The 15561-nt window shown below is 62.9% G+C and carries 15 protein-coding genes; 9 read left to right on the top strand and 6 right to left on the bottom strand.

What is annotated here, in order from left to right; genetic code table 11:
* Positions 1–29: 29 nt before the first annotated feature.
* Positions 30–986, bottom strand: coding sequence for a threonine dehydratase (locus tag LT42_RS03760; protein ID WP_037010067.1), 957 nt, complete (start codon positions 984–986; stop codon positions 30–32).
* Positions 987–1083: 97 nt separating this feature from the next.
* Here LT42_RS03760 and LT42_RS03755 point away from each other — a divergent pair, with 97 nt between their 5' ends.
* Entirely contained in the window at positions 1084–1899 is an 816-nt protein-coding gene (locus tag LT42_RS03755; RefSeq protein WP_037010065.1) for a helix-turn-helix transcriptional regulator, read from the top strand.
* Between the two features lie 21 nt (positions 1900–1920).
* Here LT42_RS03755 and LT42_RS03750 read toward each other — a convergent pair whose 3' ends face one another.
* Positions 1921–2547 (bottom strand): glutathione S-transferase family protein, encoded by a 627-nt coding sequence (locus LT42_RS03750; protein ID WP_037010064.1) that lies wholly within the window; start codon positions 2545–2547, stop codon positions 1921–1923.
* An 11-nt stretch (positions 2548–2558) separates the two neighbouring features.
* Positions 2559–2789: a DUF6434 domain-containing protein gene (locus tag LT42_RS03745; RefSeq protein ID WP_037010062.1), complete on the bottom strand. Its 231-nt coding sequence runs from the start codon at positions 2787–2789 to the stop codon at positions 2559–2561.
* 260 nt (positions 2790–3049) lie between these two features.
* On the opposite strand from LT42_RS03745, the gene LT42_RS03740 reads away from it, so the two are divergent.
* The gene (locus LT42_RS03740) at positions 3050–3337 is read left to right on the top strand and encodes a hypothetical protein (RefSeq protein WP_037010060.1); all 288 of its coding nucleotides are present in this window, start codon (positions 3050–3052) and stop codon (positions 3335–3337) included.
* A gap of 63 nt (positions 3338–3400) precedes the next feature.
* Here LT42_RS03740 and LT42_RS03735 read toward each other — a convergent pair whose 3' ends face one another.
* The 3 genes from LT42_RS03735 to gcvA form a co-directional block, all read right to left on the bottom strand.
* Positions 3401–4162, bottom strand: coding sequence for an SDR family oxidoreductase (locus tag LT42_RS03735; RefSeq protein WP_037010057.1), 762 nt, complete (start codon positions 4160–4162; stop codon positions 3401–3403).
* Positions 4163–4230: 68 nt separating this feature from the next.
* Positions 4231–5058, bottom strand: coding sequence for a DMT family transporter (locus LT42_RS03730; RefSeq protein WP_037010055.1), 828 nt, complete (start codon positions 5056–5058; stop codon positions 4231–4233).
* Positions 5059–5181: 123 nt separating this feature from the next.
* A complete protein-coding gene (gcvA, locus tag LT42_RS03725; RefSeq protein WP_037010052.1) occupies positions 5182–6087 on the bottom strand; it encodes a transcriptional regulator GcvA in 906 nt (301 codons plus the stop codon).
* A gap of 1054 nt (positions 6088–7141) precedes the next feature.
* Between gcvA and LT42_RS03720 the strand changes: the two genes are divergently transcribed.
* The 7 genes from LT42_RS03720 to LT42_RS03690 all read left to right on the top strand — a co-directional run bounded on the left by LT42_RS03720 (position 7142) and on the right by LT42_RS03690 (position 15105).
* Positions 7142–8347 (top strand): transporter substrate-binding protein, encoded by a 1206-nt coding sequence (locus tag LT42_RS03720; protein WP_081955302.1) that lies wholly within the window; start codon positions 7142–7144, stop codon positions 8345–8347.
* Complete coding sequence (locus tag LT42_RS03715; protein ID WP_037010051.1) at positions 8344–8928, top strand: ANTAR domain-containing response regulator; 585 nt, start codon at positions 8344–8346, stop codon at positions 8926–8928. Before LT42_RS03720 ends, LT42_RS03715 begins: the two co-directional genes overlap by 4 nt.
* The gene (locus LT42_RS03710) at positions 8925–9773 is read left to right on the top strand and encodes an ABC transporter permease (RefSeq protein WP_037010048.1); all 849 of its coding nucleotides are present in this window, start codon (positions 8925–8927) and stop codon (positions 9771–9773) included. Before LT42_RS03715 ends, LT42_RS03710 begins: the two co-directional genes overlap by 4 nt.
* On the top strand, positions 9773–10699 hold the full coding sequence (locus tag LT42_RS03705) for an ABC transporter permease (protein ID WP_037010046.1): 927 nt from the start codon (positions 9773–9775) through the stop codon (positions 10697–10699). Before LT42_RS03710 ends, LT42_RS03705 begins: the two co-directional genes overlap by 1 nt.
* A gap of 26 nt (positions 10700–10725) precedes the next feature.
* Complete coding sequence (locus LT42_RS03700) at positions 10726–12333, top strand: ABC transporter substrate-binding protein (RefSeq protein ID WP_037010044.1); 1608 nt, start codon at positions 10726–10728, stop codon at positions 12331–12333.
* An 85-nt stretch (positions 12334–12418) separates the two neighbouring features.
* On the top strand, positions 12419–13366 hold the full coding sequence (locus LT42_RS03695; protein ID WP_037010042.1) for an acetamidase/formamidase family protein: 948 nt from the start codon (positions 12419–12421) through the stop codon (positions 13364–13366).
* A complete protein-coding gene (locus LT42_RS03690; protein WP_037010041.1) occupies positions 13363–15105 on the top strand; it encodes an ABC transporter ATP-binding protein in 1743 nt (580 codons plus the stop codon). The genes LT42_RS03695 and LT42_RS03690 overlap by 4 nt, the downstream gene beginning before the upstream one ends.
* The last annotated feature ends 456 nt before the right edge of the window (positions 15106–15561 follow it).

The following is a 15561-nucleotide window of genomic DNA, read 5'->3' as shown; positions in this document are numbered from 1 at the left end:
CCCACAGCCCACAGCTAGCATGCCCTCCCTCAAGCAATCACCCGCGCATACACTGTCCGATCCACATTCCCGCCGGATAGAATCACGCCGACCTTCTTACCCGCCATGGCCGGGCGCTCCTGCATAAGCCCCGCCAGTGCGGCTGCACCCGCCCCCTCAGCCAGGTTATGGGTGTCGGTGTAATAGACGCGCATGGCATCGGCGATCTCGGCGTCGCTGACGGCAATGATCCGTGCAGCCCCCGTGCGGTAAATCGCAAAAGCTGAGGGGATGGGCCGGCGCACCGCCAGGCCATCTGCAAAGGTATCGGCTGACGGGGTTTGGAGCACGGCTCCGGCTTCAAACGACCATTTGGCCGCCGCCGCTTCAGTGGACACCACACCGACCACCTGGGTGCTCAAGCCCAGCGCATCGCGGGCGGCAATCACCGCGCAGATACCGGACCCGCAACCGATCGGTACATAGACGGTGTGCAGATCCGGCACGGCGGTAAACAGTTCCAGGGCATAACTGGCGATACCTTTAAGCATCTCCACATGAAACGGCGGGACCAGATAGTGCCCGTGCACGTCAGCCAGCCGCGCCGCCTCTTCACGCGCCTCGTCGAAATCCCGACCGCATTCGATCACCGTGCCACCGAGCGCGCGCATGGCGTTGTTCTTCTCCACCGAATTGCCTTGCGGCACCACGATCAGTGCACTCAGGCCCGCAGCGCTGGCTGCCAGAGCCAGGCTTTGCCCGTGATTGCCCCGCGTCGCCGTGACAATGCCCTGGACGCCAGGGTAAGTGCGTTTCAACCAGTGAATGAACGTGATCCCGCCGCGCACCTTGAACGCGCCGGTGGGCGTATGGTTTTCGTGCTTGACCCACACCGCACAGTTCAGCCGCTCGGACAGCAACGGCCAAGCGTATTGAGGGGTGGCGGGCATGACCTGGTAAACCAGACGCGCGGCCTCGGTGATGGTTTCGCGGGTCAGTCCGTGCATGGCGGGTCTCCAAAGAATTTCCGCCCAGTCTAGGCACGGGCCCGCCGAGCAGGCTTTCAGAAAACTGACCTGACTTTTCGCCGCGCGCTTGATTACCATGCAGACCATGAGCCCGACCAAATCCGTGTTGAATCCACCGCCCACTGAACCGGTACGCCGGGTCGAGGCAGGGCCGTGGATCCTCGAATTGCTGCCCGCCAGCCGCTATGCGACGCGATACGTCGCTGCGGCGTCGGCGATCGGCTTTGCCTTCGCCAGCCAGCGCGGGCTGCACGCCATCGGCAGCGACCGCGTGCAGCCCTTCGACGCCGTGCCCAACGGCCTGGCATTCGTCCCGGTGGGCTGCGATGTGTTGTCCGAATCACCCACGGGTGGGGAGTATTTGCGCGTGTTGCGCACCGATGGACTGACGCTGAAAGGCGAGCGCGCGTTCAACAACCGCATCGATGCACGCGCGATCGTCCTGGCGATGAAGATCCGCGCTGCGCTGCTGCAGGGCTCGACTGAGGACGACTGGGAGGGCTGGGGGCTGGCGCTGGCTGAGCGGATCGATGACAAGCAGAGACGGGATGCGCCGATGCACGGCTCAATCGATGCCCGACGGATGCGCAGGCTTGATGAATTCATCGACGCTGGCCTCGACGGGCCGCTGGGCGTGCAGGCCATGGCCGACCTGCTGGAATTGTCCGAAGGGTATTTCATGCGGGCCTTCAAGCACACCACCGGCCAGAGCCCGCACCGCTACCTCATTGACCGCCGGGTCGCCAAAGCCCGTGCGCTGATGCGCGACCCCACGGCACGGCTGGCCGCGATCGCCCATGACTGCGGATTCAGCTCGCAGGCGCACATGGCCACGGCGTTCAGGCTGCGCATGGGCATCAGCCCGGCGAAACTGCGCCAGGCGCTGTCCTAGCTCGTGCCGGCACGGCGACGCTCACCAGCCGTGGCGCTCCAGCACCAAAGCGATGCGCGGATGGCGGTCGACTTCCTCAAGCGACGCGTACCATTCCGGCCGGCAGACACGAAGATGCTCACGCGCCCCGCTCCACTGGCTCACCACACTGGCGAGAATTTCCACGGCGCCCGGCGCTTCCGGGTGCCAGGCCACCGGGTTGTGGAAGACATCGCTGAACACCTCCCATTGGCTGTGCAGCTTGCCTGTTGCCCCGGCGACCAAGCGGTCTAATTGCTGCTGATCGGCACCGGGCAGCCATCGCTCCGGGTAGTCGATGAGGCCGATGGTCGCGTAGCAATTGGTGGTGATGTAAGCCAACGCCCTGAGTTGCTGGGCCCGCTCCGGTGAGTCGCCGGATAAAAGGCCGGACTGCGGAAATTCAAGCGCCAGGTGGGTAAGAATCGCCGCGCTTTCGGTGAGTACGGCATTGCCGGGCGCCACCAGCGTAGGCACCTGCATCAAAGGATTGAGCCGTTTAAGCTCGTCCTGCCCGACGCCTTCATTCCACGAACTCGCGGCCACCAGGCGAAAGTCCGCCCCGCATAGCCCAAGGGCCATTTCAATCGCCGCCGAGCCGGACCTGTCCGAACCGAATAACGTGTACATGTGGCCTCCAGTCATGCCGTGGTCTTGTGAATAGCCTCGCAATGGCGCCGTTGCCACTCATCCACCACATCGCCCAGGGTTTTGGGACTGTCGTTGCGTATCCAGGCCATGAAGTCCCGGTCGAACTTGAAGGCAGCGCCACACTGCCCGGTCATGAAGCGCCGCACGTTCTGGGTATTGCGGTAGTCCTGAGTGACGGGAGTGTCTCTGCGCAGAGGCTCGCTGTGCCAGTCAAACGCCATGGAAGGCTCCTTTAAACGCTTACGATGGGCCAAATAATCGGCGGTTGCGGGCCCCCGCCCATGCGCCGAACGAGGGACCTGAACCGGCCTCCCGGGAATGATAGCCGCAGAACACGGCAGTGCGATGGACTCATGGTTTTAGCGAACAACGCTGTGCTGCCGGCAACCAACGGCGCTGAGGCGGGTCAACCGAAACAGCAACGCTTGCAGTGCCAACCGGTCACCGCAGGGATCACCCGACTATTTCTCCTGGAGACCTCATGAATCCGGACATCACCCTGGGCGATGAGGACGGTTCCCCACCGCGGCCGGACTGGTTTTCAAGCGAACATCGCGCCCGGATCGACGAGTTGATCGGCAAGCTCAAGACCAGCGACACCCGGGAAGGTGTCTCGCGCTATCACGCGATGGCCGAGGGGTATCTGCTGGGGCTGTTGGACAGCAACCACGTCAGCGTCGAGCATCACGACGCCGTCCGGCAGTACCTGCACACGCTAGCGATTGCGCGGTTGAAGGTGATCAAGCCAAAGGCGCGTCGACAGTGGTGATGAGATCGCGGTCGAAAGACTCGTCCCTGCTCGCTCGCGGCAGCAGAAAGGGAACGGCAACCCTCATTTTCCGCCTGTGACGTCCAGAAATGTACCGGTGATGAACGATGCTTCCTCGCTCGCCAGCCAGAGAATGGCTCTGGCCACCTCAACCGGCTGTCCGCCGCGGCCCATGGGTATCGAGTCCTTTACACGGTTGACGCGATCCGGCTCGCCACCGCTGGCATGCATGTCGGTGTAGATGTGCCCGGGGCGTATGCAGTTGACACGGATGCCCTCCCGCGCGACCTCCCTGGACAAACCGATGGTGAAGGTTTCAAGGGCGCCCTTGGACGCGGCGTAGTCGACATATTCGTTCGGGCTGCCCAGTCTCGCCGAGGCTGAAGAAATGTTGATGATCGAGCCGCCGCGGCCGTTGTATCGATGCGCCATGCGCCGGATGGCCTGCTGCGCGCAGAGCATCGGCCCGATGGCGTTGACCGCAAAGATGCGCTGCATGCGCTCGAAGCCCAGGTCTTCCAGCCTGGATTGGGGCCCAAGTACGCCTGCGTTATTGACCAGCACATCGATGCGCCCGAACGTCTGGTCGATGGCACTGAACATCTGCGTGACCTGTTCCGGGTCGGCGTTGTCGGCACGGATGGCCAGGCCACGGCGTCCAAGCGCTTCGACCTCAGTCACCACCGCGAGGGCTGCGGACTCGTCGGCCACATAGCTGATTGCAACGTCATAGCCACTCGCTGCCGCCAACCGTGCCGTCGCGGCGCCGACCCCGCGGCTTCCGCCGGTGATCAGCATCACTGGAGCTTGCGAAACGTCTTCCATTGAAAAGTCTCCTTTCTGGCGCTGTGAAAAGGAACAGATGTGTCGTCAATCGGCGCTGTCCTGCGCAGTCAGCCAATCAGCAGAATGCCGGTCGCAATCACCGCGCACGCTATCAGCTTGCGCGCCGTCAGTGATTCGCCAAGGAAGAAATAGCCGATCAGCGCGGCAAACAGCACGCTGGTTTCGCGCAAGGCCGATACCGCGCCCATGGGCGCTTCGCTCATCGCGTAAATCACAATGCCGTAGGCCAGCAGTGACACCAGGCCGCCGCAAAAAGCAGTGAAGAAGCCAGGCCGGATAGTCACCAGACTGCGGGCGTCGCGCAGCAGCACATACGTCATCGGCATCAGCACGCCCCAAGACGCGCACATCCAGGCGGTGTAGGCCATGGGCGCGCCGGACAAACGCCCGCCGATGCCGTCCGTCACGCTGTAGGCCGCGATGAAACAACCGGTGCCCAGCGCGTATGGCAAACCGGGGATTTCCAGCTTGCGACCCTTGAAGGCCAGCGAAATGATCCCCGCCGAAACCAGCGCAATGCCGATCATCGCAGTTGCGCCCACCACTTCGCCTGCAAACAGCGACGCACACACGGTAATCAACACCGGGGAGGAACCTCGGGAAACCGGGTACGTCTGGCCCAGATCGCCGCTGCGGTAGGTGCGCACCAGAAACAGGTTGTAACCCACGTGCAGCGACGCCGACAGCGCTGCATACGGCCAGCTTTCCGGCGCCGGCGCGACCATGAATAGCGCGCCCACGCTGCTGACGATGGCCACGGCCACGCACATGATTGTCATCGACCAGAGCTTGTCATCGCCGCCACGCAGCAACGCGTTCCAGCTGGCATGCAGCAGCGCGGCAAAGAGTATCAACAGGATGATGTGAGTAGGCATGGGCCATGTTAGGCAGCCCGCTTGCGCAAAATGAAGCAAATTCTCCTCATCCGAAGATGAGTGAATGCTCATGCATCACGCATCACGCATCACGTATCACGCATCGTGCTTTGCGCCTATGTCTCAGCCGTAAGCAAGACCGGCGGTCAGCCCTTCTTCAATGAGCCAGGCGCGGAAGCTGGCCACGTGCGGTTGGCGTTCGATGCCTTTCGGGCAAACGAAGTAATAGGCCACCGGCGACGGAAACGGTACATCGAACAGACGCAGCAAGCTGACGTCTTGCAATTCTTTCTCCACATGCCCGCTGCGCGCCAGCGCTATGCCCTGGCCCAGCAGCGCCGCTTCGACGGTCATGTTGGAGTCGGCAAAGCGCACGCTTTCCTTCAACGAAGTCACGCTGACCCCGACCTGCTGGAACCACACTTCCCATTTGGGCACCAGATCCGACCCGTCCCGGGTCAGCAGCGGATAGCGCAACAGCTCCGCCGGCTCGCGGGGAGTGCCAAAGCGCCTGAGCAGATCGGGGCTGGCCACGGGAAAAATGTGCTCCCTGAACATGAATTCAGAATGCAACGCCGGGTAGTGACCGCCGCCCAGCCGGATCGCTACGTCAGCCTCGCCGCTGGCAAAGTTGACCGGCGTGTCGGTGCTGTCCAGCGTGACGAGGATTTCCGGGTGCAGTTCGGCCAACTTGGGCAGGCGCGGCAGCAGCCATTTGAGCGCGAAGGAATAGGTCGTGCTGACTTTCAGCCTGAAGCGTCCCTTCTCTTCCCGAAGGTCGGCGAGCGTTGCTTCCAGGTTCATGAAAAACGTCCGCACGATGGGCGCCAGTGCCGCACCGGCAGGCGTCAGGCTGAGGGTCTTGCCTCGCTGAAACAGCTGCACGCCCCAGATGTCTTCGAGATTCTTCAACTGATGACTGACCGCGCTTTGTGTGACGTGCAGTTCCTCGGAAGCTGAAGTAAACGTGGCGTGACGTGTGGCGACTTCAAACGCGCGCAGGGTGGCGGTGGGTGGCAAATCTCTCATCGCAGCGGGCCTCGTCGGGCACCAGCGACGCTGCCCTGAGTATGAATGTGGGCTCATGGTATAGCACTTGAGGTGTGATACGCGGAGGCCGATCGCTTCCCGGCCAATTCGCAACGAGTGAAACCCACCGTAGAAGCGCTTGGTCTGGAACGCCTCCGGCCCCGCCAGGAACCCGAAAGCGCAGTTGATCGCCTGTAGGAGCGCGCTTGCCCGCGAAATGCTTTTTGCCAGGCACTGATGCATTGACTGACCCAGCGCATTCGCGAGCAAGCTCACTCCTACAAAGGTGTGAAGGCAACCAGTGACAGTACACCCCTCGCCTTCCCCGCAGCCAGCCGGTGACGGCCCACGCTTGCCACCGCTGCAGGCGCCCATCCAGGACGCCAGATGACCGCGCACCCGGCTGGAACCCCGAAGCGCAATTGATCGCCTGTAGGAGCGCGCTTGCCCGCGAAATGCATTTTCGCCAGGCACTGATGCGTCGACTGATCCAACGCATTCGCGGGCAAGCGCGCTCCTACAACGGTGTGACGGCAACCGGAACCGTTCACCCCCGCCACCCCCGCCACCCCCGCAGGCGGCCGATAACGATCCATGTCTGCCACTGCTGCAGGCGCCCATCCAGGACGCCAGATGACCGCGCACCCGCCAGGAACCCGAAAGCGTAATTAATCGCCTGTAGGAGCGCGCTTGCCCGCGAAATGCATTTCTGCCAGGCACTGATGCATTGACTGACCCAATGCATTCGCGAGCAAGCTCACTCCCACAGGTGCGCCCCCTTTTGCCCGCTCAAGCGTGGTGAAGGCTGCCCCGGTTTGAAGCACCATCGGGCGTAATCGCCCCACGTGAGAGCACAACTGGCAAGCCATCGACTGGCAAAAGCTGATTCAAGCGCTACAGTCTGGTTGGCATGTTTATTTCATACCCCCAAAGCACACGACAAGCCGGACTCTGGTCCTTAAGTCTCGTCCACATACGCGCCTCGAATGCGCCAGGTATCGAAGCCTGATCGACCCCTACCGGGTTGATCGGGCTTTTTTTATGGATGCTTTTCATGCCGGACTTCTTCAGACCGAAGCCTTCACTGTCAGGGCTCGCCACCCAGGCGCCCTTTGCGCCAGACCAGCGTCCCACGGTGGCGGTTGGCTTTTTGCTTTCGACCGAAGGCACGTACCGACGCATGGGGCGCAGTGCCTTGCTCGGCCTGGAGGATGCGCTCGCCGACATCAACGCCGATGCGCAACGCAGCGTGCGGCTCGAAGCCATCTGCAACGACCCGCAGGGCGACCCGGCGCGCTACAGCAGCGGTGTCGCCGAGCTGTTGGGCGCAGGGGTCCGGCACATTTTCGGCACCACGCTCTCGGCCAGTCGCAAGGAAATCATTCCTGATCTGGATCAGCACGGCGCCCTGCTCTGGTATTCAAGCCCCTATGAAGGCTACGAGAGCAGCGAAAGCGTCTTGTACCTCGGCGGCTGCCCGAACCAGACGCTGCTGCCCCTGCTGGGTTACGCACTGAGCGAGTTTGGTCATCGGGCCTTTCTGCTCGGCTCGAACTATGTCTGGGGATGGGAAAGCAACCGCATTGCGCGGGAGGTGCTGGAAGCCAACGGCGCTGAGGTGATGGGCGAAAAGTACGCTCACTTGGGCGCAACCGGATTTGAGGTGCTGATTGAAACGCTCATCCAGGACCCGCCGGCATTCGTCCTCAATAACCTGGTTGGCGAATCTTCCTACGGTTTTTTGCAGCAGCTGGACCTTGCCTGCAGCCGACAAGGCCTGCGCCTGCCGGTGCTTAGTTGCAATTTGACCGAAGCGGAGCTGGACGCGGTCGGCCCGATGCAAGCGCTGCGTCTGCTGTCCTGCGGTCCGTTTTTTGAAACCGTCGACCCAGGTTTTTGCCACGCGCAGCAGCGCCATGGTCCACGGGTCTGTTCGCATTACTACACCAGCGCCTACACCGCGCTGCGGGTGTTTGCCGACGCCCTGCAGGCCAGCAATGACGCGTCGCCCACGGCCATCTGCGAATACCTTTATGGCCACCCGGTCGCCAGCGTGCTCGGCACCGTAAGCCTGTCGTCGCGCAATCACCACAGCGCACTGGCCAGCCACATCGCCGAGCTGCGCGACGGCCGCTTTGAAGTGGTGCAGTCGGCGCATCAGCCGATTGCCGCCGACCCTTATCTCACCCATACGGATGTACACGCCGGCGTTGCCAGCCGACACGCGGCCCCGGCGCCGCGCCTGAGGATCGTCAAATGAAAACACGCGCCTTTCCTGCCCTCGATCAGGGCCATCTGCTATTGATCGACTGCGACGAACGCAGTCAGGCCAATCTGGGCAAAAGCCTTCATAGACTCGGCATTCACTCGCAAGCGCTGGCTCACGATGCGCCGTGTGAGACAGAGGGCTGCTTCGCGGCGATTCTGGAAATCGAGCACTTCGCCAGCCCGCTCGCGGTGCAGGCGTTGAACGCCGCCGGGGTTCCCATCATCGCGCTGACCGCCCACGAGACGCTGTCGCAAATCCAGCGCGCGTTGCAGCTGGGGGCCACAGCGTTGCTCAACAAGCCCATCAGCCAGGGCTCGGTGTACACGACGTTGATGATGGCGGTGGGGCTGCGCGAACGGCAGCGCGCCGACGCCGAACGGCTCTGCGAGCTGCAGCAGCGGCTGGCCATGCGTCCGCTGATGGCCCAGGCGCTGGCGCGCTTGATGGTCACCCAGAACATCAACGAGGCGACTGCCTTTGAACGCTTGCGCAGCCTGTCGATGCAGCTCAACCGGCCGATTGAGGCGCTGTGCGTCGACCTGCTCGCCGTGCGCAACGAGGACCGCGCATGAGCACGTTGAAGGCCCTGCTGCGTCGTCCCGCTGTCGCTGTTTCGCTGTTGTTTATTGCTATGGTGGTGCTGCTCGCGGTGCTGGCGCCGTGGCTGAGTCCATTCGACCCGGACGAGCAGTTCGTCGAAGGCCTGTCGATGGAAGGTGCGCCTCTGGCACCGGCCACGCCGTACTGGATGGGCACTGACTTGCTGGGCCGTGACCTGCTGTCGCGGTTGATCTTTGGCGCGCGCACTTCACTGTTCATAGGTTTGCTGGCTAATGGCATGGCCGTGCTGATCGGCACGCTGGTCGGGCTGACCGCAGGCTTTGTGCGCGGGTGGCTGGGCAGCGTGTTGATGCGCGTGACTGACCTGATGATGGCCTTCCCCGCGCTGCTGCTGGCCATCGCCCTGTCGGCGATTTTCCAGCCCAGCGTGTGGATCGTCGCCATGGTCATCGCGATGGTCAACTGGGTGCAGATTGCCCGGGTCATCTACGCCGAAACCGTGGCGCTGAGTGCGCGGGACTTCGTAGCGGTAGAACGTACGCTGGGCGCCAGTTCGCTGCGGATTCTGTTTTCACACCTGCTGCCCCACTTGCTGCCGACCATTCTGGTCTGGGCAACGCTGGGCATTTCCACCACGGTGCTGCTGGAAGCCACGTTGTCGTACCTGGGCGTGGGGGTGCAGCCGCCCACCCCGAGCTGGGGCAATATCATTTTCGAGAGCCAGACGTACTTCACCTCGGCGCCATGGCTCGTGTTCATTCCCGGGGCCGCGATCATCCTGCTGTCGCTGGCATTCAATCTGGTCGGTGACGCCCTGCGCGACGAACTCGACCCCACACTCAAGGGGCGTCGCTGATGCTGCCGTTCATTTGCCGCCGGGTCGGTTACGCGCTGTTGATCCTGCTCGGCGTGACCTTCATCACCTACCTGCTGCTGTTCCTGCTGCCTGCCGACCCCGCGCGACAAATTGCCGGGCGCAGCGCGACGCCGGAAGTCGTGGCCGCCATCCGCGCGCAATTGGGGCTGGATTTGCCGTTCTACCAGCAATACCTGAATTACCTCGGCAACCTGTTGCATTTCGACCTCGGCCGCTCGTACATCCAGCGCACTGCCGTCAGCGAGCTGATCGGCTCGCGCCTGCGGCCGTCGCTGGAGTTGATGGCGGCCGGTATCGGTTTCGAGCTGTTGATCGGCGTCAGTCTGGGCATGCTCGCCGCGCTGAAACGCGACAGCTTCGCTGACAAGCTGCTAATGGCGTTTTCCTTCGTGGGCGTGTCGGCCCCGCAATTCATTGCCGCGATGCTGTTTCTTTACTTCTTCGCGGTGCAGCTGGGCTGGTTTCCGCTGGGCGGTTACGGCGGCGCGAGCCATTTGATGCTGCCCGCATTGACGCTGGGGTTACTGGGCAGCGGCTGGTATTCGCGCATGGTCCGCTCCTCGATGATCGAAGTGCTGCATCAGGACTTCATTCGCACCGCCCGGGCCAAGGGCCTGAGCCGGGCGCGGGTGGTGTTCGTGCACGTACTGCCCAATGCCATCGTGCCGGTGATCCCGATGATCGGCATCGACATTGGCGTGTTCATGGGCGGGCTTGTGGTGGTCGAGTCGGTGTTCGGCTGGCCGGGCATCGGTCAGCTCGCCTGGCAATCGATCCAGCAGGTCGACATTCCGGTCATCGTCGGCGTGACCACGCTGTCGGCGGTGGCCATCGTGCTCGGCAATCTGCTGGCGGATCTGGTGATTCCGCTGGTGGACCCGCGCATCGACATCAAGCAGCACTGAATTCATCAACACAACGGGGCACAACAATGAAGATCAACGCGCTGACCCTGGCCGTGGCGGCCACGCTGTTTACCACGCCACTGTGGGCCGATACGCCGAAAAGCGGCGGCAATGTGGTGGTGACTTACCAGAACGATGTGGCGACGCTGGACCCGGCGATTGGCTACGACTGGCAGAACTGGTCGATGATCAAAAGCCTGTTCGTGCGCCTGATGGACTACAAGCCCGGCACCACCGAGCTGGTGAAAAGCCTGGCCGAGGACTACAGCATTTCGCCTGACGGTCTGGTCTACAGCTTCACTCTGGTCAAGGGCGTGAAGTTCCAGAATGGCCGCGAGCTGGTGGCCAGCGACGTCAAGTATTCACTGGAGCGCACGGTCAACCCGAAAACCCAGAGCCCGGGCGCAGGCTTCTTCAGCTCCATCGTCGGCTACGAAGACATGACCGCCGGCAAGAGCACCAGTCTTGACGGCGTCAAGGTGGTCGACGATCAGCACCTGACCATCACGCTCAGCGCGCCAAACGCCACCTTCCTGCACATCATGGCCATCAACTTTGCCTCGGTGGTGCCCAAGGAAGCCGTGGAGCAATGGGGTGCGGACTTCGGCAAGCACCCGGTCGGCAGCGGTGCGTTCAGGCTGGCCGACTGGAAACTGGGGCAGAAGCTTGAGCTGGTGAAGAACCCCGATTACTTCCAGAAAGGCTTGCCCTACGTCGACAAGATCACCTTCGAGATCGGCCAGGACCCAACCGTCGCGCTGCTGCGCCTGAACAAGGGCGAGGTGGATATCGCCGGCGACGGCGTGCCGCCTGCGCAATTCCTGCAATTCAAGAACGACCCGGCGTCCAAACCGCTGCTGGTCACCGGCAACCAGTTGCAGACCGGCTACGTGACGCTGAAAACCACCCTGCCGCCGTTCGACAACCTCAAGGTGCGCCAGGCCATCAACATGGCCATCAGCAAGGAACGCATCGTGCGCATCATCAACGGCCGCGCGGTGCCGGCGAACCAGCCGTTGCCACCGGCCATGCCCGGTTATGACACCCAGTACAAAGGCCTGCCCTACGACGTCGAAGGGGCGAAGAAGCTGCTCGCCGACGCCGGGCTGGCCAAGGGTTTCGACACCGAGCTGTATGTGATGAACACCGACCCACAACCGCGCATTGCCCAGTCGATCCAGCAGGACCTGGCCAAAGTCGGCATCCGCGTGCAGATCAAATCCCTCGCGCAAGCCAACGTGATCGCGGCCGGCAGCTCGAAGGATCAGGCGCCGATGGTGTGGTCCGGCGGCATGGCCTGGATCGCTGACTTCCCGGACCCGTCGAACTTCTACGGCCCGATTCTCGGTTGCACGGGCGCAGTGGAAGGCGGCTGGAACTGGTCGTTGTACTGCAACAAGGCGCTGGATGAGCGTGCCGCCAAAGCCGACGCCATGGCGCGGCCGGAGCAGCAGGCCGAGCGCACCGAGGCGTGGAAGAAGATTTTCACTGACGCCATGGCCGACGCACCGTGGGTGCCGGTCTTTAACGAACAGCGCTTCACCGTGCGCTCCAAGCGCATGGGTGGCGACGACGCACTGTACGTCGATCCGGTTCATGTGCCGGTCAACTATGACTATATCTGGGTGAAGTGATTGCCCGTGGCCCGCTCCCGGCAACGCTGGAGAATGGGCCACTGCTCCCCTCACCCATCGCCTTTTTGCACCGAGGACCTTACTCATGTGCCAGAACTGCCTGGTCAAGACCATTCACAGCGTCAACAGCCATTTCGGTTGGGACCACAGCTTCACCCCTGTCGAGCGCGTGGCGCCCGGCACCACGCTGCAGATGAACTGCCGCGACTCGTCCAATGGTTATTTCACCGCCCACTCTCAAGTGGCCGACGTCAGCGTCATGCCCTTCGACCAGATCAACCCGGTGACGGGCCCTATTTATGTCGAGGGCGCAGAACCCGGCGACGTGTTGAAAATCACGCTCGACAGTTTCAAGCCGGGCGGTTTCGGCTGGACCGCGAACATTCCCGGTTTCGGCCTGCTCGCCGATCAGTTTCAGGCGCCGGCTCTGGCGTTGTGGCACTACGACACGCAGAGCCTGGCGCCTGCTGCGTTTGGTGACTTTGCCAAGGTGCCACTCAAACCGTTCGCCGGCACCGTCGGCGTTGCCCCGGCCGAAGCGGGCCTGCATTCGATCGTGCCGCCGCGTCGGGTGGGCGGCAATCTGGACATCCGCGATCTGGCGGCCGGCAGCATTTTGTACCTGCCGGTGGAGGTTGCCGGTGCGTTGTTTTCGATTGGCGACACCCACGCCGCCCAAGGCGACGGCGAGGTCTGCGGTACGGCCATCGAGAGCGCCATGGACGTGGTCGTCAAGCTCGATCTGATCAAGCAGACGCCGCTGGCCACGCCGCGTTTCAGCACCCCGGGCCCGGTGACGCGCCACCTCGACAGTGCCGGTTACGAGGCCTTCACCGGCATCGGTCCGGATTTGATGCAGGCCGCCCGCCAGGCGGTGGCCAACACCATCGACTGGCTGTGCCGCGAGCATCACATGCCGGCCGAACAGGCGTACATGTTGTGCTCGGTGTGCGGCGATCTGCGCATCAGCGAAATCGTCGACCTGCCCAACTGGGTGGTGTCGTTCTACTTTCCGAAGGTGGTGTTCCAGTGAAACCCAACGACCAGCCCAGTCTGTCCGTGGAGCGGCTGAGCATCGATGTCGGCGGCGGTGCCTCGCGCCGGCGGGTGGTCGAGGAGCTGAGTTTCGCCTTGTATCCGCGCCGCACCCTGTGCATCGCCGGTGAGTCGGGCAGCGGCAAATCGCTGTCGTCGCTGGCGATCATGGGCCTGCTGCCCAAGGCGGCCAGTGTCCCCAGCGGCGCGATCCTGTTCGACAACCGCGATTTGCTGGGCCTGCCGGAGCGCGAGAAGCAACAGCTGCGCGGCAAGCGCATCGGCATGATTTTCCAGGAGCCGATGACCTCGCTGAACCCGCTGCTGACCGTCGGCCAGCAATTGGCGGAGACGTTGCGCCGGCATGAGGCATTGAGCCGGGACGAGATCCGCCAGCGCTGCCGGGCGATGCTTGATGCGGTGCGGATGCCGCAAGTGGACAAGCGCCTGACCCAGTACCCGCACGAACTGTCGGGCGGCATGCGTCAGCGGGTGATGATCGCGATGGCGATGCTGTGCCAGCCGGAAATCCTCATCGCTGATGAACCGACCACCGCGCTGGACGTGACCATTCAGGCGCAAATCCTTGAGCTGATGCGGGAATTGCAGCAGGAGTTTTCCACCAGCTTGTTGCTTATCACTCACGACATGGGCGTCGTGGCTGAGATGGCTGACGAGGTGGTGGTGATGAATCAGGGTCGCATGGAGGAGCGTGGCTCTCTGCATCAGGTCTTTACCGCTGCACAAGCGCCCTACACCCGCAAACTGCTGGCTGCTGTGCCGGTTTTGGGCAGCGCGCCGCCGCCCGAAGTCTTGACCGGGCAGCCGGTGGTGTTGGCGGTGCAGGACCTGTGCGTGCGCTTTGCGTTGCGCCACGGCTGGTTCGAGGCACCGCGCACGGTGCATGCGGTCGAGGGCGTGAGTTTCGAGCTGCGTCAGGGCGAAACCCTGGGGCTGGTGGGTGAAAGCGGCTGCGGTAAATCCACCACCGGCAAGGCGTTGATGAACATGCTGGACTATCAGGGCAGCGTGAAATTGCTCGGCCAGGAGCTCAACGGTCTGCAGGGCGATGCCTTGCAGCGGGTGCGCCGGGACGTGCAAATGGTGTTTCAAGACCCCTACGCCGCGCTCAATCCGCGCAAAACGGTGTTCGATCTGGTCGGCGAGCCCTTGCTGATTCACGACAAAATGCCTGAACCGCAGCGACGCGAACGCGTAGCGGAGCTTCTGCAGCAAGTCGATCTGCCGCGGGATACCCTGGAACGCTATCCGCATCAGTTCTCCGGTGGACAACGGCAACGCATCTGCATCGCCCGGGCATTGGCGCTGAACCCCAAAGTGATCATCGCCGACGAATCGGTCTCGGCGCTGGACGTGTCGGTTCAAGCGCAAGTGCTGGAACTGCTGGAGCGGCTGCGCGGCGAGCATGGCTTGAGCTATCTGTTCATTTCCCATGACATGGCGGTGGTCGAGCGCATCTGCCATCGGGTGGCGGTAATGTACGGCGGGCGCATCGTCGAAATCGGTGCCCGCGATCAGGTGCTGCACAACCCGCAGCACCCTTACACCCAACGCCTGCTCGCCGCGGTGCCCGTCCCCGAAGTCGGCCGCCGTCGCGATTTCAAAAGCCTGCTGAAAGAGCTGGAACGCCCTGACCCGATCAAACAGGCAGGCCTCATCGCCCCGGCGCAACGTTTTGCGGCGGTGGCGACGGATCATTGGGTGGCGGTGGAGTAACCAGCGGGCGGTCAGCGCTGAGGGGGGGGGTCGTCAACCGCCCAGTAATTCGTATGGCCGTGGAGGAACGCGAGAGGCTGCGGGAGCCGGCTTGCTGGCGAACCCGGTGGATCAGCACCGGACCTGTTGACTGACCCAACGCCTTCGCCAGCAAGCCGGCTCCTACAGGTCGGTGTAAGCCGCAGGTTAAGCGGCGGGCGTGCCGTTTGATGTTCGCCGCGCATTGGTGGGGTTGCCACAGTTTGATGTATCCATACATCGATGGGTGCCACGGTCTGGGATACCCATACATCAATGGGTGCCACCGTTTTATGCATGCCACACATCGGTGGGTCGCCACCCGTCATTGTAGGAGCGCGCTTGCCCGCGAAAGCGTCGGCGGGGACGATAGGGATGCGTCAAATTCGCCGACCAATTCGCGGGCAAGCGCGCTCCTACAGTTTGGTGCAGGCCGTA

This window comes from Pseudomonas lutea (genome assembly GCF_000759445.1).
Taxonomy (GTDB): domain Bacteria; phylum Pseudomonadota; class Gammaproteobacteria; order Pseudomonadales; family Pseudomonadaceae; genus Aquipseudomonas; species Aquipseudomonas lutea.
Note: the sequence above shows the minus strand (reverse complement) of the source record. Positions and strands in the feature narration are given on the sequence as shown.